We start from the raw sequence: 18607 nt of genomic DNA, 5'->3' as shown, positions 1-18607 counted from the left end.
CGCCATGCTAGGAGATGCGGGCGGCGGTCACTGTGCGGTGGCGTACACAGGCGGCCGATGGGCCGGCCTGTGCCGCCGGTGTGGTAGGGAGAACAGGCCTTTTGGCAGATCAGCCGGCCAGCGCCAGGCCACCGGCCACGTGCCAGCATTGGGCATGGCCGAGGCGGCGCAGGGTGCGCGCGGCGCGCGCGCTGCGGTTGCCGCTGCGGCACACGAAGACCAGGGGACGCGGCTGGTCGAGCCATTGGGCGGCCTGGCCGGCCAGCTGCGACAGCGGCACGTGCTGCGCCGCGCGTCCGTGCAGGCGGGCGGCGCCGGCCTTGTGCTCGGGCAGCTCGCGCACGTCGACCAGCAGGGCGTCGGGGTGCGATTCGAGGTAGGCGGCGGCCGAGACGGCATCCAGGTCGATGCCTTCGTCCGGCAGCGGGTCGACGCCCGGCCGCGAAACCGCCGGTTCGCCGATGCGGTGGCAGCACAGGGCGCCGCCGGCGACGCCCTCCAGGCTCGAGGCGCCGAACACGAAGCGCACGTCGTCCAGCGCCAGCACACCGTCGCGGGGGCGGCCGAACAGGAAGGCGCCGCCGCGCTGCACCAGGAGGTCGTGGCCGAGGGCGATTCCCGCTCCTTCGCCCGGCCAGCCCGGCAGCACGTTCATCAATTCTCCCAGCGCGTCGGCGCCGCCGGCGCCATGGCTGGTGTCGAAACAGGCGAGCAGGCGACAACAGCGCGCGCGCAGCTCGGCCGCGATGCGCGGCGCCAGCGCCGCCGGCGGATCGATCGCGATGCAGTCCTGGCCCGCTTCGTCGAACAGCAGCCAGCCGCTGGCCCCGCAGGATTCGAGCTGCTGCAGCGCGGCCGCCGGGCGCGCTTCGAGCAGGGCACGGCCGCAGCGCAGGATGCGCTCGCAGGCGGCGTCGATGAAGGCCTCGTCCGCGAGGGGACCGAAGGACAGGCGCACCGCGGACGCGCTGCAGGCGCCAGGCACGCCCATCGCATCCAGGACATAGCTGGGCGCGGCCCTGGAAGCCGAACAGGCCGAGCCGGCGCTGACCCGCACGCCGGCGGCGTCGAACACGTCGAGCAGTTCCTTGCTGCTCACGCCCGGCACCGAGAAGTTCAGGGTGGTCGGCAGCGTCTGCGCCAGCGGCGCGTTGAAGACCAGGCCCGGGAAGGCCTCGGCCAGGGCGGCGGCCAGGCGCTCGCGCATGGCCGTCAGCTGCCCATGGGTGCGGAAGGTGCCGCCTTGTTCGAGCGCTGCCAGGACGGCGCCCAGGGCAGCGATGCCGCTCATGTTCTCGGTGCCCGAGCGCTGTCCGGCCTCCTGCCCGCCGCCGCACATCAGGGGCGTGTAGGGAGCGCCTTCGCGCACGTACAGCAGGCCGATGCCCTTGGGCGCGTACAGCTTGTGGCCCGAGAAGGGAGCATAGTCGATGCGGCTGCGATCGAGCTGCAGGGGCAGCTTGCCGAGCGCCTGCACGCAGTCGACCATCCACAGGGCCGGGCTGGCGCTTTCCTGCAGGACAGCGGCGATGCCGTCCAGGTCGGACACGACGCCGGTCTCGTTGTTGGCGGCCATGGTGCACACAAACGCGGCGCGCGGCGCCAGTTCGCGCAGCACGTCGAGGCGGTGGCGTCCGTCGGCGCCGACCGGCAGCGCGCGCAGCTCCAGGTTGAGGCCCAGCAGGCGGTTCCAGTGCGCCAGGCTTTCCGGCACCGCCTTGTGTTCGGTGGCGCCGTACAGCAGCAGGTCGCCGCAGACTTCGCCGTGCAGGCGGCGTTCGCGCACCGCGCACAGCGCCGACAGCACGGCGGTCTGGATGCCCTCGGTCGCCCCGCTCGTGAACATCACCCGCCCCGTCGCCGCGCCCAGCACCCGGCGCGCCAAGGCGCGGGTGCCGTCCAGCAGCGCCTTGGCGCGCAGGCCGGCCGCGTGGCTGCTGCTCGGGTTGCCGAAGCAGGTGTGCATGGCCGCGGTGGCGGCCTCGATGGCGGCCGGCAGGACCGGGGAAGTGGCGTTGGCGTCGAGGTACAGTTCGCTGTTCATAAACCAATTACAAAAAAGTAAATATTTGCTGCGGAGCGTGTTATTTTTAAGTAATATGTTACGGAGTCGTGCCGGTAAAGATATCCCAATTTTTCGCCTTTGTGGCTGATAATTGGCATATGTGTTCTCCACATATCGATATAGGGAAAATGAACTCTCTCGACAAGTTTGATTGCGCTATTCTTGCTGCATTGCAGGCGGATGCCACCCTCTCGATTTCCGGCCTCAGCGAAAAGGTCGGACTGTCCAGTACGCCCTGCTGGAAACGCGTCAAACGGCTCGAGGAAGAGGGCTATATCGAAAGCCGCGTCAGCATCGTCAACCGCGAGAAAGTCGGCCTGCCCGTCACCGTGTTCGTGAGCGTGCGCACCAGCGAACATGACGAAAAGTGGCTTGCGCGCTTCGCCTCGGCGGTGGTGGCGCTGCCCGAAGTGCTGGAATTCCACCGCATGAGCGGCGACGTCGACTACCTGCTCAAGGTCGTCACCACCGACATCGCCGGCTACGACCGCTTCTACAAGAAGCTGATCAAGGCGGCGCGCCTGACCGGCGTGTCCTCGGCCTTCTCCATGGAGCAGATCAAGTGCACCACGGCGCTGCCGCTGGAGCTGATCTCGCACGGCCTGCCCTCCTGATTTCCTGCCGGGCGAGTGCTTCGCCCGGCCATCGATGTGTGCGATGATGGCGTCCGTTCGAATACAACGGAGACCAAGGGAATGCCATCCAAACTGCACCTGGCGGCGCTCATCGCTGCGCTGCTCGCCACCGCCACTTCCGCCAACGCCGCCGAACAGGTCGTGAAAATCGGCGTCAGCGGCCCGCTGTCGGGCGCCAATGCCTTCGCCGGCAAGGACAACGAGAACGGCGTGCGCCTCGCCATCGAGGAACTCAACGCGCAGAAGCTGCTGGTGGGCGGCAACACGGTCCGCTTCGAGCTGCAGTCAGAGGACGACGGCGGCGATCCGAAACAGGGCGTGACCGTGGCGCAGAAATTCGCCGACGCCAAGGTGAAGTACGTGCTCGGCCCCTACAACTCGGGCGTGGCGATTCCCGCCTCGCGCGTCTACAACGACAACGGCATCCTGATGTCGACCGTCGGCACCAATCCGAAGATCACGGCAGCCGGCTATCCGACCGTGTTCCGCATCGTCGCCAGCGACACCCAGGTGGGCGGTTCGGTGGCAGCCTACGCGGCCAAGGAACTGAAGGTGAAGAATGTCGGCGTGATCGACGACCGCACCGCCTTCGGCCAGGGCATCGCCATGGAATTCAAGCGCCAGGCCCAGGCCAACGGCATGAAGGTCGCCGGCCACGAATACACCACCGACAAGGCCACCGACTTCGCCGCCATCCTCACTGCCTTGAAAGCGAAGCGCGTGGACGCGGTGTTCTTCGGCGGCTACGCCCCGCAGGCGGCCCCGATGGCGCGCCAGATGAAGGCGCTCGGTCTGAACGTGCCGCTGCTGGGCGGCGATACCCTGTGCAGCCCGGAGATGGCCAAGCTCGGCGGCCCCGCCGTTGGCGAGAACGTGCGCTGCGCCCAGGCCGGCGCCATCGTCGCCAGGCAGCCGGGCGGCCCGGCCTTCATCAACGGCTACAAGGCCCGCTTCAAGCGCGACCCGGATGTCTACGCGCCCTCCTTCTACGACCAGACCAAGTTCATTGCCCAGGCCATGAAGAGCGCCAATTCGGTCGACCCGGCCAAGGTCGGCGCGGCCATGCATGCCATCAGCTACCAGGGCGTGGTCGGCACCTATGGCTACGACCCGAAGGGCAACCTGAAGAAGACCACGGTCACCGTCTACACCTTCAAGAACGGCGCCCTGACGCCGCTGGCCAGCTACTAAGGATTCGCAACGATGAAAACCCGATTCACCCTGCTTACGCTGGCCACGGCTGCGCTGCTGGCCTGTGCGCCGGCGGGCGCGGCGCAGCAGGCCGCCCCTGCCGTCAAGCCAGCACCCGCCGCGGCGACGCCCGAATCGCGCCAGATCAACGCCCTCGCCGACGAGTACTACGAATCGCTGGCGCGCTTCGAGCCGGTCTGGGCCACCGAGAACGGCGACAGCCGCTTCAACGACCAGCTGGGCCTGTCGATCTCGCCCAAGGTGCGCCAGCAGCAGTTCGCGCGCTACCGCAGCTACCTCAAGCGCCTGTCCAGCATCCCGCGCGACAAGCTGGGCCAGCGCGACCAGACCAGCTACGACATCCTCAAGTTCGAGCTCGACACGGCGCTGCGCCTGGCCGCCTTCCCCGAGCACCTGATCCCGATCGACCAGATGGTCAGCATGCCGGTGATCCTGGCGAACTACGCGAGCGGCCAGGGCGCCCAGCCCTTGACCACGCCGCGCGAATACCGCGCCTACCTGAACCGCCTGGCGCAGCTGGTGCCGCACATCGACCAGTCCATCGTCAACATGCGCGAAGGGATCAAGCGCGGCGTCGTGCAGCCGCGCGAGCCGATGCAGTCCGCCCTGCCACAATTCAAGCAGCTGGTCGCCGGCAAGGCCGAGGACAGCATCTTCTACACGCCGATCGCCAATCTGCCGGCCAGCTTCACGGCGGCCGAGAAGCGCAGCCTGACGGCAGCCTACCGCAAGACCATCGCCAGCAAACTAAATCCGGCCTTGCGGCGCCTGTCGACCTTCCTCGAGAAGGACTACCTGCCGAAGACCCGCACGAGCGCCGGCTGGAACGCGCTGCCGAACGGCGCCGCCTGGTACGCGGCCCGCGTGGCGGGCATGACCACGACGACTCTCACGCCGGAGCAGATCCACGAGATCGGCATCAAGGAAGTCGCGCGCATCCAGGGCGAGTACGGCGTCGTCGGACCGAAGATGGGCTACACCGGCCCGGCCGCCGGCCTGCCGCGCTGGGTGTCGGAACAGCCGAAGTACAAGCCTTTCACCTCGGACCAGCAGGTGATCGACGTCTACCGCGAACTCGATGCGAAGGTGCGCACCAAGCTGCCGGCCCTGTTCACCCTGATGCCGAAGTCCCCGCTCGACCTGCGCCTGGAACCGGAACTGTCGCGCGCCACCGCTTCCGACCACTACACCCCGCCGGCCGTGGACGGCTCGCGCCCGGGCGTGTTCTGGTCGGTGGTGAACGATCCGAAGCAGTACGGCAGCACCGGCATGGTGACGCTCTACCTGCACGAAGGCCAGCCGGGCCACCACTTCCACATCGCCCTGGTGCAGGAACTGGGCCTGCCGAACTTCCGCAAGTTCGGCGGCAACAACGCCTTCACCGAGGGCTGGGCGCTGTACGCCGAGACCCTGGGCAAGGAGATGGGCCTGTTCGAGAAGCCGGAAGATTATTTCGGCCACCTGAACGACGAGATGCTGCGCGCCGCCCGCCTGGTGGTCGATACCGGCCTGCATGCGAAGGGCTGGAGCCGCGCCAAAGCGATCCAGTATTTCCAGGATACGCTGGGCTACTCCGAGTCCGAGGCCCGCGCGCAGATCGAGCGCTATATGGTGTGGCCGGGCCAGGCGCTGGGCTACAAGATCGGCTCGCTGAAGATCATGGAACTGCGCAAGCGTGCGGAAAGCGCGCTGGGCGAGAAATTCAGCCTGCCGAAGTTCCACGAGATCGTGCTGGGTGAAGGCACCTTGCCGCTGGCGGTGCTGGAGGCGAAGGTGGATCGCTGGATTGCCGCGAGCAGGTAACAAGGCAATAAGCGCTGCGCGAACAAAAAACCGGGGTCAGTTCACATGCCCCGGTTTTCTTTTTTCGCCGTCAACGCTCGGCGAACTCGTTGCCGACAAACCGCTTGGCCACCACGTCAGCCGCCCGCGAGCAATGCCGCAGCCTGCGCTGCGCCCTGCTCTCCCGGCTCGCCTGCTCGGCGTGCTCCTGCACCTTCGCGCCGAGCAGCGCCAGTGCGGCCGCCTTGTTGGCGCTCTGGCTGCGCGATCCGCCGACCTTCACCGACAGGCCGGTGGCGACGTGCGTGGCCCGCACAGCCGTCTCGGTCTTGTTGGCGTGCTGGCCGCCGGGTCCGGACGAGCGCATGGTCTCGAACCTGACCTCCATGCCGAAATCGCGCGCCGGCTCGGCGAACAGCATGACGTCGAGGTACCAGTTCTTGCGCCGGTGCTGCGGACGCAAGGGGCTGGGGCAGACCCACAGGATGGTGCCGGCATAGGGCGTGGCGAACTGCCGGCAGGCCGCGTCCTCGCCTTCCAGCGCCAGGACGGCCGACTGCAGCAGCCCGCTCGCGCCGCCCCGCACTTCCTCGACGAGGGTGAGCCCGAGCCCGGCGGCACGGGCCTTCGCTTCCAGGTGAGCGATCAGCTTGACCACACCGAGGCAGCATTCTTCGGGACCGGTATTGGCCGAGACTTGCATGAGAATAGCCATCAGCAGCACTCCCCACGCGTCTTGTAGGTCAGCACCGGTCGGAAGCTTGCCACCACCTCGACCAGGCCCGCTCCCACCAGGCTGTCGATCACGGTGTCGATCGGCTTGTAGGCGGCGCCGGCTTCTTCATACACGAGGTCCTTGTCGTTGCAGATGATCCGGCTGCCCAGCGCACCCTTCGCGACATCCCTGGACGACATGCTGCGCCCGAGGCGTGCCTTGCAATCGGAGCGCATCCACTTGCGTCCGGCGCCATGGGCGAGCGAGCCGAGGCTTGCCGGTGCAGCCGCGGCAATGGGCCGCACCAGGAAGCTGAGGTGGTCGCGCGAACCGGGAATCAGGACCAGGTCCCCGGCCATCGGCGTGGCGCCCTTGCGGTGCACCCAGCCGTCGATGCCATCGAAACGCTCGCGCGTGACCGTGTTGTGGTTGACGTCCAGGCGCAACGCGCCCTGTACACCCAGGCGGACCAGCACCCGCACCGCGATCAGCCAGCGGTTGAGTTCCGCGAAGGCTACGGCTGCCGTGTGGCGGCGGATGTAGTCGAGCGCCTCAGGCGTCGATTCCTCGAGCCCGTGGTGGCCGAAACGTTCGACGTGTTCGCGCAGGATGCTTGCGCCCAGCCCGCGCGAGCCGCTGTGCACGACCAGATTCAGCAGCTTCGCGTTGAGTACCTGCGCCGCTTCATCGCCGGCGCTTGAAGCCTGTTCGAGCTTTTGCAGCTCCAGGAAGTGGTTCCCGGAGCCCAGGTTGGCAATTGCGCGCATGAAGCCCGTGTCCAGGCCGGCATTCGCCAGGGCCAGCTCGACCTCGCGCATTCTTCCTTCGACCTCCGGAAACGCGTCGGCCATGCGGCGCAGCTCGTCGTCACGGATCGGTCCGTCGATATTGCCGACGAGCCGGTCCAGTTTGTCGAGCTTGTATTTCGCGGCGGGCAGGCTGGTCGTCCAGACCGACACGCCGCAGCCGATATCCGATCCCACGAGCGCCGGATAGAAGCGCCCCTTGGTGAAGAAGGACGCGCCGATCGGATAGCCGCGACCCGGATGAAGATCAGGCATGCCGACAGCACGCACCATGCCGGGCAGCTGAACGGTTTTTGCTAACTGCTGGATTGCCGCGCCTTCGATCCACAGACGTGGGGCGGCAACGAGGGTCGCACGATCGGCGACCGGAGAAATATGATTTCCCATTGAATTCCCGTATTCATTTTTAGAGTTCCGGGAGCGGGACGAGGCGAGGCTGAGAGTTTGTTGGCGCCTACGCGACGACACCGACCCAGAGATTGGAGGCTGCTGGGCTGACTGGGTAACGCATGGGTGCCTCCTGTAGGGTCGGTTGATGGAGGCGCAATACTAGCGGATGAGGGAGTGTCAATGCAATGCGCGGGGCTTGTTTTGTTGTTAAGTCACGACATCGGACGTCCTCCTTTTGCAGGACCTCAGCACGACAGCATTGCTGCCGTTAACCCACGTATGAGCACGATATCGTCCCTCTTCCATCTGCAGGCGGCCACGCCCTATCAGGCCCCGTCCAGCCGTTCCGGCAGTGCCGTACAGGCTGTCGCCGCAGCACCATCGGCCGTCGTCAAACTGAGCAAGGACGGCCTTGCGGCAGCCGGGGAAGCGGCGCAGACACCCGTCACGACGGCCATGCGCTACAAGGATCTGGGCGCGGAACTGCTCGCGGCTTTCAAGACCCGCGCCATCAAGCCGGCAGCGGATGCGGCGATCCCGGACGATGTCGACAACCGCTTCGCGCTGGGCGTCACAACGGCGAGCGGGACGAAAGTCGACCTCGTGCTGGCCAATCGTGGTGACGAGATGTTCGTGCGCGTGGATGCGGACGCGGACCTCGGCGAAGACGAGCGCGAAGCCCTGGCCGGCCTGGCGAAAGGCTTCCAGGTGGCGATCGACGGCATGGCGATCGACCCGCCCAGGATACGGCTCGGCGAACTGGCGCGCCTCGATCCCCTGCTCGAGTCGATCGCGCTGCGCGCCGATGTGACGCTGCCGGGCGAGCCACCCCAGCAGCAGTCGCTGGACCTGCAGATCGATGCGAACCGGCGCTCGCTCGCCATCGACGGGCCGCGCGGTGCGATCTCTCTCGGCATCGACACCGGCAAGCTGGAACTGCTGGGCACGAAGCAGCAGCAGGCGCGGGCCATCGACACCTACCTGAAAGGCTTCGACCACGCCGTCCGCCGCGGCCATGGGAACACGGAACTGGCCACGATGTTCAAGGACGCGTTCAGCGACTTGAGCCGCACGTCAAACCGCGATGCGATCGATACCGGCATGCTGGCGGGAGAACGCAAGCCGCTGTCGAAAGTGGACCGCGCCGTGCTGACCGGCCTGGCGGACTTCGAGGCATCGGTCACCGAGGCGCCGCGGCAGGACAATCCGGCGCGCCGCGAGGAAGTCACGGGCTTTCATTACGCGCTGTCGCAGGCCACGCGGATGGAAGAAAAGGATGCGCGGCGTTCCCTGTCGCAGGTCCAGAATTCGCAGATGAAGGCGCAGTTCCATGAGGCGCTGAACAAGGGCGACCTCCCGGCTTTCGACTTCCGCTCCGAGACGCAGAACTACCGCTACCACGAGATCGACGACAGCGCGAGCAGCACGGTGCCCCTCGGCTACAAGGATGGCCGCCTGACGGGTGCGCGCATGGAGCAGTCGCTCAGCGAATCCGAGCGCGTGCGCAAATACGTGCTCGGCCGGCTGATGTCCGACGAGACGATACCGGACCAGTATGTGCTGGTGCGCGACCTGATGGACGCGCTGGCGCCGTATCAGCCTGGCCAGACCGGCACCCTCGACACGGGCGATAGCAGGAACGAGCGTTACCAGGGCTCGCTCGATGCGCTGAACGAAGAGCTGGTCTTGCTGGGCACGCGGCTGGCGCTTGTCGACCGCGATGCGCGGCTGTGATCAAGAGGACGACCGCAGGATACCGTCCCTCATCGATGTCTAATCAAGCGCCCGCGGGCTTGGAGATATGCTGATGGGCCACCAGCCATTCGCCCGAGCGCTTCTGCAGGCAGAAGGTGGCCCTGACGAGGTCTTCGAAGATCCTGCCGCCCTGCAGGGTGCCGCCGCATTTGATCAAGCCGCTCGCGAAGGCGACCTCGCTCCCTGCCACCACATCCAGCTCGGTGAATTCGAAGGTATCTTCTCCCTGCGTCTGGGGTTGCCAGCTGCTCCAGCTGGCGCGATAGGCGTCGGCGCCCCGGTAGAGCAAGGGTGGCAGGACATCGTAGACCAGGACATCGGGGTCATGCCCTTGCAGGATGGCGTCGTGTGCGCCGGTGCGGGTTGCGGTGGCCCAGGCCAGCAGGAGCTGGCGTACGCGTTCGGCGTCGGCAATACTCTGTTCCTGTTTCATCGTGCTTCCTTTCGTTTTGTCGGCGTGACCAACAACGACGTTCGGGGAAACAGGAATTCGACAGGGGCGCGAATATAATTTTCCGGCGAAGGACCAGGTCAGGCTACTGTTCGTCCGCCGTCCACACGGCCAGCTCATAGCCGTCGGGATCGATGAAGTGGAAGCGCCGCCCGCCGGGAAAAGAAAAGACATCCCGGCTGATGCGGCCTCCCGCATTCACGATCCTGCGCGCAACCTGCTCCAGGTCGTCGGAATACAGGATGACCAGGGGGCCGCCCGGGCGGACAGCCTCCCCGGTCGTGAATCCGCCTGTCAGCCGGCCGTCCGTGAATTCCGTGTAGACCGGGCCGTAGTCGACGAAGGTCCAGCCGAACACGTCACCGTAGAACTGCTTGCTCCTTCCGATGTCCAGCACATTGAACTCGATGTTGTCGATCTGGCTCTCTTTGCCTCGGGTGCTCATGATGTCTCCTCGACGTCGTCTGCTGCAAACAGGAAGGTCTTCCTTCAAGCCAGCATGAACACCGGATAGCGCCGCCATTCCGGTTCGCGATAGCGCTCGCAGTTCGCGAAGATGAAGTCCAGCACCGCCTCCTGGTTGCCCAGCAGCGCAGGATTCGCTTGCTTCCACGCGTCGAACTTCGCCAGCAGCGCCGGCTCGTCGTTGAGAAGCTCGGCCGCGTGGTCCTCGAACACATAATCCGAATACGCTTCCTTCTTCTCCAGCACGCTGTTGAAGAAGCCCCAGCGGAAGAAGCTGTCGTGGCCCAGCGGCTCCAGGGTCTCGACGGCGTAGCGCGCATTGTCCTGGTCGAGCGGCACGATGACGTCGCCCGCGCGCAGCTGGACCTGGCCGCGGCGCTTCTCCAGCACGACGTCATCGTGGAACATGTGGCCCTCGTAGGCGTTCGGACGCGAAGCCACGCTCACGATGTGGTAGTAGTCCACTTCCTGCATGCGGTCGGCTTCGACGCGCAGCAATTGCACGCCGTTCCACTGCAGGCGTTCGATCGCTTCACGCCACTGCTGCGGCACCACGTAGGCGCGCGGCGCGGGAACGTGGATGTCGGCCGGGAAGCGGTTGTACCAGGCGATGTCGCGCTCCCACGGGCTGGTGCGGTCGTACCACAGGCGCGTATAGGTGCCCAGCACGCTCGGCTTGTATTTTGCTTCGTAGCCCTTGAAGCGGAAGCTGTCGGGATTGTCCGCGTCCATCGTCCAGTGGATCGGCCATTCGGCGCGCGTGCGGCCAAGCTGCCTGGCCGCGCGGCGAAGCAGTTGGATCCGTTCGGCGTTCTGCACCGTGAAGTCGAGCGCGGTCTCGACCAGCGCGCGCATCGACGCGTAGCGGTCCTGGAAGGGCTTGAGCATGTGCGTCTCGGGCATGAAGCCGATCGTATGGTGCAGGGCCGCGTAGCCGGTCGAGAAGCGCGCCGTTTCGAGGAAGTCGGCGATGCCGTGGTCCGGGCTGTCCTTGACCGGATTCACATAGGGGCAGGTCGGCCAGCCGCGCTGTTCCATGCCGGCGTACATCGCGGGCAGCATGGTGGAGCGCAGGAACTCGCCCAGCGCTCCGCCCAGCTTGTCCGGCTGGGTGTGGATCAGGGTCATGGTGTAGCTGTAGTCGGCGCCGTTGGAGGTGTGGGTGTCGACCATCACGTCCGGGTCCCAGGCCGTGAACAGCTTGTTGAAGACCTGGGCCGTGAGGGTGTCGCACTTGACGAAGTCGCGGTTCAGGTCGAGGTGGCGGCTGTTGCCGCGGAAGCCGAACTGCTCGGGGCCGTCCTGGTTCACGCGCGAGGTGTCGGCGCGATTCAGGCTGCCGTCGACGTTGTACTGGGGGACGAACAGGAAGATGGTCTTGCCCAGCGCGGCGAGGCGCTCGGGCTGGGTGCAGAAGTCACGCACCAGGGCCATGCAGGCGTCCACGCCTTCCGGTTCGCCCGGGTGGATGCCGTTGTTGTTGAAGAAGACCGGACGGCCGCTGCGCTTGATTTCCTCGCGGTCGAAGACGCCGTCGCTGCTCACCACACCCGCGTGGATCGGCACGCCCGCGTCCGACACGCCCACTTCGAAGAAGCGCAGCACGCCCGGATGGCGCGCCGCGAGGTCGTGGTACCAGGCGATGCATTGGGCGTGGGTGGTGGTCTGGTTCAGGTTGCCCTTCTCGTAGGGCGTGAGCAGTTCGTTAAACATGGTCGTCTTTTGATGAGTGAATGCTTAGGTGGGTGCCGATGCGGGCGCCGGCGCGGTGAGCGGCAGGGTGAAGGCCACCACGGTGCCGCCGCCCGGGCGCGAGCGCACGTCCATCGTGCCGTGCACGGCGTAGACGCGCTCGCGCATGCCGATGATACCGATGCCTTCCGAGACGCTGGCCGGATCGAAGCCGTTGCCGTCGTCGGCGACCAGGATGCGCAGCGTCTGCGCGCTTTCGTCCAGCACCAGGCGCACCTGGGCCGAGGTCGCGTGGGAGTGTTTCATGACGTTCGACAGCGCTTCCTGCACGATGCGGTAGGCCGAGATGGCCAGCTCGTTCGACAGGCGCGAGAAGTCGCCCTCGCCGTGGAACTCGAAGCTGCAGCCGGAGCTGCTGTCGTAGTGGCGCGTCATCTCCTCGACCGCGCCGTGCAGGCCGAGCATGTCGAGCACTTCGGGGCGCAGGCGGCGCACCAGGCGGCGGCCGTTGGCGTAGAGGTCCAGTGCGAGCTTGGTGATGGCCTGCGACTTGCGGCCGATCTCGTCGATCTCAGGGCCAGGCGCCGCCTTGGCTGCCAGGGCGCCGATGGCCTGGGCTTCCAGGCGCGCGGCGATCAGGGACGCGTTCAATTCGTCGTGGATCTCGACCGCGATGCTCTTTCGCTCGTCCTCGATGATGGAGTTGACCTTCTGGATCAGCTTGCGCTTGTCGGCGTCGGCGCGCAGCGCCTCGTTGCGCGAGGCCAGCAGGTCGCGGGTGCGCTCGGCCACCTTGTTCTCGAGGTCGCGCTTGGATTCGTCCAGCGCCAGCGACATCTCGCCGATCGAGGCCTGCAGCTCGCCGACCTCGCCGCCGGTCCGGACCGGCAGTTGCACGCGGTAGTCGCCGTTGCGGATGCGGGAGAGTGCCCCGATCGCCTCGCGCAGCGGCACCGTCAGCGAGCGCGCCAGCACCCAGGCCATCACGGCGCTGGCGGCCAGCGCCAGCGCCGCGATCGACAGCTCGAAGCGGAAGCGGCGGGTCTGCTTGGCCATCATGTTCGAGGGCGACATCGTCACGCGCACCCAGCCGACGATCTCGGTGGTGAGCGTCGGCGGACGCAGGTCGCTGGAAGCGGAAACGTGCGGGGTGCCGTTGTCGGTGAACAGGTTGATCCACACCACCTGCTTCTTGATCGGCGCCTCGTAGTGGAAGGGCTGGGCGTCGATGGCGGATTCGGAATTCACGCGCACGGCCTGGGCCCCGTCCACGCCCACCACCTCGATGCGGTAGATGCTGCTGTCGGACTGCACCAGGCCGTTGATGGTCAGGCGCAGGTCAGAGAGGTTGCCGGAGATGACGTTGTATTCGCTGGTCTCGGCCAGCGCGCGCGCCAGGATGCGTCCGCGCTCGGCCAGTTCCTCGGTCACCTGGGCGCGGTGCGAGTACCAGGAATACCAGACGAAGGCGGTGAACAGGCAGACCACCGGCAGCATGGTGATGACGGTCATGCGCCGGCCGATGCTCCAGCTGCGCCAGAAACGCAGCGTCATGGCACCGGCGCCGGTGGAATGGGCGCCTGTGTGACGACCGGCGCGGCGGCGGCGGCGGGCGCCGGCGCCGGGCGCGCCGGGTGGCGGGCGAAGCGGCGCGCGTCGTCGGTCACGCGCACGTCGAGGGAGCGGGCCACGCCCTCGTTGACCACGGTGCGGAAGTAGCGCGGGAACTGCGGCGGGGCCAGCTCGCCGGTGGCCACGAAACTGGCCGCGATCTCGGCCACCTGGGTATTGATGTCCTCGATCTCCGAATAGGTGGTGGCCAGCGCGCCCACCTTGACCATGTCGGCCGAGAAGCCGATCACGCCCTGCTTGCGGCGATAGGTCGAGAGCAGGATGTTGCGCACGTTCTCGGGGTTGTAGACGTCGCCGTCGGGCAGCGCCAGCAGCACCTCGGCGCGCGTCATGCCGTTGAGCGTGTGGTTGATGTCGTCGCCCGCGGCGAAGGGCTGCACCTCGACCTCGCTCTCCAGCGTCGTGCGCAGGAAAGCGGTGTCGCGTCCCAGGATGGCGCCCACGCGCACCGGGCGCCCGTACAGCAGGGCCGCCAGGCGCAGCTGGTCGGCCGGCGCCGGTTCGGCGTAGACGGCCGTCAGCAGCGAAGTGCGGTTGCCGGCCCTGGCGGTGAGGGCGCGCCACACCTGGCTCGAGGTGAAGGCCGAGATGACCACGCAGTCGCAGCGGCGCGCCAGGGCGTCGCGCAGCGCGGTCGGGCCGATCGCGACGTAGACCATGCGGCGGCGCTGGGCCAGCTCGGTGCGGAAGGCGCCGAAGGTCGGCACCAGGCGCTTGTACAGGTCTTCGGCGATGCGGCGCGTGACCTCGCTGTCGTCGCCGGTGAGGATCTGGAAGCGGAAGCCCGTGACCTCGTCGTCACGTGGGACCGCTTGCTCCGCGCCGGCCTGGGCGGGGCCGGCCAGCAGCGCAAGGACGCCCAGCGACACCAGGAGCGCGCGCGTGTTCCGCAGTAGGGACATGATCGCTTAGGGCTCGATCAGGCCGTGCTTCACGGCCAGCAGGGTGATGTTGGCCTGGCGGTGCACGCCCAGCTTTTCCTTGATCGACTGGCTGATATTGCTGATGGTCTTGGTCGACAGGTCGAGCTTCTCGGCGATTTCCGCATTGGTCAGGCCTTCGGCCATCAGCTTGAAGATCTCCAGCCCGCGTTCATCGAGCTGCGACTGCGGCGTCACGTCGCCGCGCACCGCCATGCTGGCCAGGCGCGAGGCGATCTGCGGCAGGAAGTACAGCTTGCCGTCGTGGGCGTGGCGCACGGCGGTGACCAGGTCGGACGGGTCGCAATCCTTGGTCACGAAGGCGTGGGCGCCCATGCGGTAGGTTTCCTTGATCAGGCTGTCCTGGTCGAACTGGCTGAGGAAGATGATCTTCGCGCGCGGGTCGTCCTTCAGGATGCCCTGCGCCGCATCGAGGCCGGTGAGTTCGGTCCCGAAACGCATGTCGAGGATGACGACGTCGGGCTGCTGCGCCGCGTACAGCGCCACCGCCTCGCTGGGGGTCTTGGCCTGCCCTACCACCTGCATGCCCGCCGCTTCGAGCGACATGGCAAAGCCGGTCATGACGATGGGATGGTCGTCGGCCAGCATCACGCGGATAGGTTTTTTCTGTTCGGACACCACTCTTCTGCTCCTGTTCTGGGACCCGCTTACATTCGCTTACCAATCTGTGGCAGCTAAGTGTGCCAGACGACAGAAAGGATGCGGGTTGCAAGAGGATTATTTCATACAACGGTCACGGACGCGAGTGCCGGTTTTATCCCCTCCGCTGGCCAAGAACACTTACACATGGAAGCAAAATTGCCAAGAAAGCGCTTTACTAATTGCTATATGCTGGCATATATTAGTTCCATACATTGTCCGATGCGTATCTTTCCTGAAGCAAAAAGTTCTGCGATCCATGCGCAGGCGTAACAATAAGGAGATCGTCATGCACTTCTCTCAAATCAACGATGGGACCGGCAGCAAGGCCGGAAAGTTCGCCCTCGTCGCCGGCCTGCACGCGCTGGTGGCCATGGGTGTGATCAATGTGATGAATTCGAAGGCGATCAGCATCCCCGCCCTGGTGCAAGACACGCTGGTCTGGGTCAAGCCGGACATTCCGCCGCCTTCGCCGCCGCCGGAACCGCCCAAGCCGCGCATGGACGTCGCCAAGCCGCCGATCGTGGTGCCGAAGGTGGAGGTCGATGTCCCGCCTCCGCAGATCGAGGAACCGGTCCAGGCCACCACCGAGCCGCAGCCGATGCCGGAGCCGGCGCAGCCCGCCGCCAGCGAGGCGCCGCCCAGCCAGGCCCCCGCCAGCAGCAATACCGGCGCGATGCGCAGCGCCGTGCTGGCCGACGCCGACGGCTGCGCCAAGCCCGATTACCCGACCAGCGCCGCCCGCAACGGCGAGACCGGCACCGTGACCCTGGCCCTGTTGGTCGGCGCCGACGGCCGCGTGCAGGATTCGCGCATCCAGAAGTCGAGCGGCTCGCGCGTGCTGGACCGCGCCGCGGTCAACGCCCTGAGCCTGTGCCAGTTCAAGCCGGCCATGAACAACGGCGCGGCCGAATCCGGATGGGCGCAGATCGCCTACGTCTGGACCCTCGACTAGACCAGTAACGTTTCCCTTCTTCGCCCGCCACAGCCTCCCAGCCTGGCGGGCTTTTTTTCGACTCGAAAGGAGCCGATCCCCGTCACACGTCCACTGCACGCCCGTCGTACCCACAACAAGACAAATATTGGAGAGAGAGACATGCTTACCGCTGGACTACCAGGGGCGCCCGCGCGCGCCCGCGGCCTGGCCGCATTCGCGGCCATCTGCACCGTCCTGGCGCTGGCCTGGCTGGCCCGCCCCCACGACACTCCCGCATCGCCGCCGGCGGCCATCGATACCGCCCGCATGCAGCGCCACATGGCCAATCTCGCCGCTTCCACGCGGCCGATCGCCACCAGCGCGAATGCCGCGGCGCGCGACTACATCGTCAACCAGCTGCGCGGCATGGGCCTGCAGGCCAGCGTGCAGCGCACCACGGTGCAGAAATCCGTCGTCCATTTCTGGGGCGGCACCCATTACACGGTGGGCGTGGTCCACAACGTGGTGGCGCGCCTGTCGGGCAGCGCCCCGGACCGGGCGAACCGCCCCGCCCTGCTGCTGGCCACGCACTACGACAGCGGCAAGACGACGCTGGGCGCGGCGCGTTCGGCGCTGCCGGTTGCGGCGCTGCTGGAGACGGCGCGCGCCCTGTCCGCCGGGCAGGCGCCGCAGAACGATATCGTGATGCTGTTCGCCGACGGCGAAGAAGTCGGCGCCCTGGGCGCGCAAGGTTTCGCCGAGCGCCATCCGCTGGCGCGCCAGGTCGGGCTGGCGCTGCGCTTCGACAGCATGGGCAGCGGCGGGCCCCTGGTGCTGCTCGATGCGAGCAATGCCGGCGGCAGCGTCTTGAACGCCTTGCCGGACGCGGCGCCCGGCGTGGAGGGCTCGTCGCTGCTGGCGGCTTTGTACAGGCTGCGGCCGGAAGCGCCGCGCATCGGACCGCTCGGCCGGCTCGGCGCGCCGGCCCTGCTGTTCGCGCACACCGGCAAACCCTTCGACGGCGAGCGTACGCTCGATACCCTGGAGCGCCAGGAGACCGCCCTGCCGGCGCGGCTGGGCGATGCGATGCTGGGCCTGGCGCGCCACTATGGCAATGCCGACCTCGCGCGCGGCGCCCATGGCGCCCGTGCCTGGTTCACGATCCCGGGCCTGGGCCGGGTGCAGCATTCCACGATCCTGTGCTGGACCCTGGCGGCGCTGGCCACCCTGATGCTGGTGCGCGGCTACCAGCAGGCGCTGGCGCGGTCCGGCGAGACGGTGGCGCCGCTGGTGCAGGGCTTCTTCGGGGTGGCGCTGGTGCTGCTGGCGGCGCGCATCGCGCTGTGGGAGCAGCGCGAGGAGGTGGCGGCGCTGACGCGCCTTGGCGACAGCGGGCCGGCGCTGGCCTACACCATCGCCGGCGGCTGCCTGTTTGTCGCCGGCCTCTACCTGATGCGCCGCCTTGCGGGCGCGGCGCCGGTCTTCCTCGGGACCATGGCCTGGCTGCTGGTGGCGCTGGTGCTGGCGCTGCTGATGGCCCCCGAGACGGCTTACCTGCTGGCCTGGCCGCTGGCGGCGGCGCTGGGCGCCTGGATGGTGCTTCCGCGGATCTCGCATCTTGCGCTGCGCCTGCCGGTGCTGGCCGCCGGCCTGCTGCCGGCCCTGCTGCTGCTCGTTCCCGCGCTGGGCGAAACCTGGACGGCGCTGGCTCCGCGCGGCGTCTACCTGCCCTCGCTGGCGATCGCGGTGCTGCTGGCCTGCTTCGCCAGCCTGTTCCTGCTGCTGCCCGTCGGGCGCTACGTCGCGGCCGCGATGGTGCTGGCCTGCGCCGGCTGCCTGGCGCTGCCCACGCAAGCGGCGCGGCCGGCGCCAATCGAAACGCCCACCCTGGCGCCGGACCGCCTGGTCTACTTCAAGGACATGAACAGCTGGCGCGCCTACTGGCTGGCGCCGCCGGATCCGCTCGACAGCTGGAGCAAGAACCTGTTCCCGCATCTCGCGAAGCCCTCGATCCACGTGGACGTCTTCGGCTGGCACAGCCCGCGCCAATGGTTCTCGGTCGCACCGCGCGAAGACGCCATCGCCTACCCGGAAGGCTTCCTGCTGCGCATGCCCAGGCCGCGCAAGGAGGGCGGCGCGCGCCAGGTCGAATTCACGCTGCGCTCGAAGAACCGGGCCCCGCACATCGAGCTGTGGGCGGCCGGCACCAAGCCGCTGGGGTCCAGCGTCAACGGCCGCGTGCTCAGCGACAAGGAGACCATCTGGTCGATGTCGGTGTACGGGATGGAGGACACGCTGCTGCGCTTTACCATGGACATCAAGTCCGAGGACCTGCTGGCGGTGGTGGTCGAGGAGCGCATGCCGGGCCTGCCCACCCACCTGCTGCCGCCCGGCGCGCCGGCAAGGATGCCGGGAACGGGCATGACGATATCGTCCGACGTGCTGCGGTTTTACTGATCAGTTGGCATACAATGCAAGACGCACCCGGTGTGCCAACCCATCAACCCATAC

At 67.3% G+C, this 18607-nt stretch carries 15 protein-coding genes; 6 read left to right on the top strand and 9 right to left on the bottom strand.

Annotation, left to right across the window (positions count from 1 at the left end; all coding sequences use genetic code 11):
- Window positions 1-109: 109 nt before the first annotated feature.
- Entirely contained in the window at window positions 110-2044 is a 1935-nt protein-coding gene (locus tag ACQ7JA_RS23045; protein ID WP_430902041.1) for an aminotransferase class V-fold PLP-dependent enzyme, read from the bottom strand.
- 149 nt (window positions 2045-2193) lie between these two features.
- Here ACQ7JA_RS23045 and ACQ7JA_RS23040 point away from each other — a divergent pair, with 149 nt between their 5' ends.
- The 3 genes from ACQ7JA_RS23040 to ACQ7JA_RS23030 all read left to right on the top strand — a co-directional run bounded on the left by ACQ7JA_RS23040 (window position 2194) and on the right by ACQ7JA_RS23030 (window position 5715).
- Complete coding sequence (locus ACQ7JA_RS23040; protein WP_430902040.1) at window positions 2194-2679, top strand: Lrp/AsnC family transcriptional regulator; 486 nt, start codon at window positions 2194-2196, stop codon at window positions 2677-2679.
- An 81-nt stretch (window positions 2680-2760) separates the two neighbouring features.
- Window positions 2761-3891, top strand: a complete 1131-nt coding sequence (locus ACQ7JA_RS23035) for a branched-chain amino acid ABC transporter substrate-binding protein (protein ID WP_430902039.1) — start codon at window positions 2761-2763, stop codon at window positions 3889-3891.
- Window positions 3892-3903: 12 nt separating this feature from the next.
- The gene (locus ACQ7JA_RS23030) at window positions 3904-5715 is read left to right on the top strand and encodes a DUF885 domain-containing protein (RefSeq protein WP_430902038.1); all 1812 of its coding nucleotides are present in this window, start codon (window positions 3904-3906) and stop codon (window positions 5713-5715) included.
- Between the two features lie 70 nt (window positions 5716-5785).
- Here ACQ7JA_RS23030 and prfH read toward each other — a convergent pair whose 3' ends face one another.
- Together prfH and ACQ7JA_RS23020 are read right to left on the bottom strand one after the other, a co-directional pair.
- Window positions 5786-6409, bottom strand: a complete 624-nt coding sequence (prfH, locus tag ACQ7JA_RS23025; RefSeq protein WP_430902037.1) for a peptide chain release factor H — start codon at window positions 6407-6409, stop codon at window positions 5786-5788.
- Window positions 6409-7602, bottom strand: a complete 1194-nt coding sequence (locus ACQ7JA_RS23020) for an RNA ligase RtcB family protein (RefSeq protein WP_430902036.1) — start codon at window positions 7600-7602, stop codon at window positions 6409-6411. Before ACQ7JA_RS23020 ends, prfH begins: the two co-directional genes overlap by 1 nt.
- 282 nt (window positions 7603-7884) lie before the next feature.
- On the opposite strand from ACQ7JA_RS23020, the gene ACQ7JA_RS23015 reads away from it, so the two are divergent.
- Window positions 7885-9339: a hypothetical protein gene (locus tag ACQ7JA_RS23015; protein WP_430902035.1), complete on the top strand. Its 1455-nt coding sequence runs from the start codon at window positions 7885-7887 to the stop codon at window positions 9337-9339.
- 43 nt (window positions 9340-9382) lie between these two features.
- Here ACQ7JA_RS23015 and ACQ7JA_RS23010 read toward each other — a convergent pair whose 3' ends face one another.
- The 6 genes from ACQ7JA_RS23010 to ACQ7JA_RS22985 all read right to left on the bottom strand — a co-directional run bounded on the left by ACQ7JA_RS23010 (window position 9383) and on the right by ACQ7JA_RS22985 (window position 15159).
- Window positions 9383-9793: a YybH family protein gene (locus ACQ7JA_RS23010; RefSeq protein ID WP_430902034.1), complete on the bottom strand. Its 411-nt coding sequence runs from the start codon at window positions 9791-9793 to the stop codon at window positions 9383-9385.
- 103 nt (window positions 9794-9896) lie between these two features.
- Window positions 9897-10256 carry a VOC family protein gene (locus ACQ7JA_RS23005; RefSeq protein ID WP_430902033.1) on the bottom strand — a complete coding sequence of 120 codons (360 nt, stop codon included), beginning with the start codon at window positions 10254-10256 and terminating at the stop codon, window positions 9897-9899.
- Window positions 10257-10300: 44 nt separating this feature from the next.
- Window positions 10301-11989 carry a M14 family zinc carboxypeptidase gene (locus ACQ7JA_RS23000; protein WP_430902032.1) on the bottom strand — a complete coding sequence of 563 codons (1689 nt, stop codon included), beginning with the start codon at window positions 11987-11989 and terminating at the stop codon, window positions 10301-10303.
- 24 nt (window positions 11990-12013) lie between these two features.
- Window positions 12014-13522 carry a HAMP domain-containing sensor histidine kinase gene (locus ACQ7JA_RS22995; RefSeq protein WP_430902031.1) on the bottom strand — a complete coding sequence of 503 codons (1509 nt, stop codon included), beginning with the start codon at window positions 13520-13522 and terminating at the stop codon, window positions 12014-12016.
- Window positions 13519-14502 (bottom strand): hypothetical protein, encoded by a 984-nt coding sequence (locus tag ACQ7JA_RS22990; protein WP_430902030.1) that lies wholly within the window; start codon window positions 14500-14502, stop codon window positions 13519-13521. The genes ACQ7JA_RS22995 and ACQ7JA_RS22990 overlap by 4 nt, the downstream gene beginning before the upstream one ends.
- A 6-nt stretch (window positions 14503-14508) precedes the next feature.
- Window positions 14509-15159 (bottom strand): response regulator, encoded by a 651-nt coding sequence (locus ACQ7JA_RS22985; RefSeq protein WP_258826508.1) that lies wholly within the window; start codon window positions 15157-15159, stop codon window positions 14509-14511.
- 310 nt (window positions 15160-15469) lie between these two features.
- Between ACQ7JA_RS22985 and ACQ7JA_RS22980 the strand changes: the two genes are divergently transcribed.
- Together ACQ7JA_RS22980 and ACQ7JA_RS22975 are read left to right on the top strand one after the other, a co-directional pair.
- The gene (locus tag ACQ7JA_RS22980; RefSeq protein ID WP_430902029.1) at window positions 15470-16135 is read left to right on the top strand and encodes a TonB family protein; all 666 of its coding nucleotides are present in this window, start codon (window positions 15470-15472) and stop codon (window positions 16133-16135) included.
- Window positions 16136-16276: 141 nt separating this feature from the next.
- A complete protein-coding gene (locus ACQ7JA_RS22975) occupies window positions 16277-18553 on the top strand; it encodes a M28 family peptidase (RefSeq protein WP_430902028.1) in 2277 nt (758 codons plus the stop codon).
- The last annotated feature ends 54 nt before the right edge of the window (window positions 18554-18607 follow it).

The sequence above is a fragment of the Massilia sp. BKSP1R2A-1 genome (assembly GCF_050586525.1).
GTDB lineage: Bacteria > Pseudomonadota > Gammaproteobacteria > Burkholderiales > Burkholderiaceae_D > Telluria.
The sequence above is the reverse complement of the archived record's forward strand: the minus strand, read 5'-3'. Positions and strand labels throughout refer to the sequence as shown.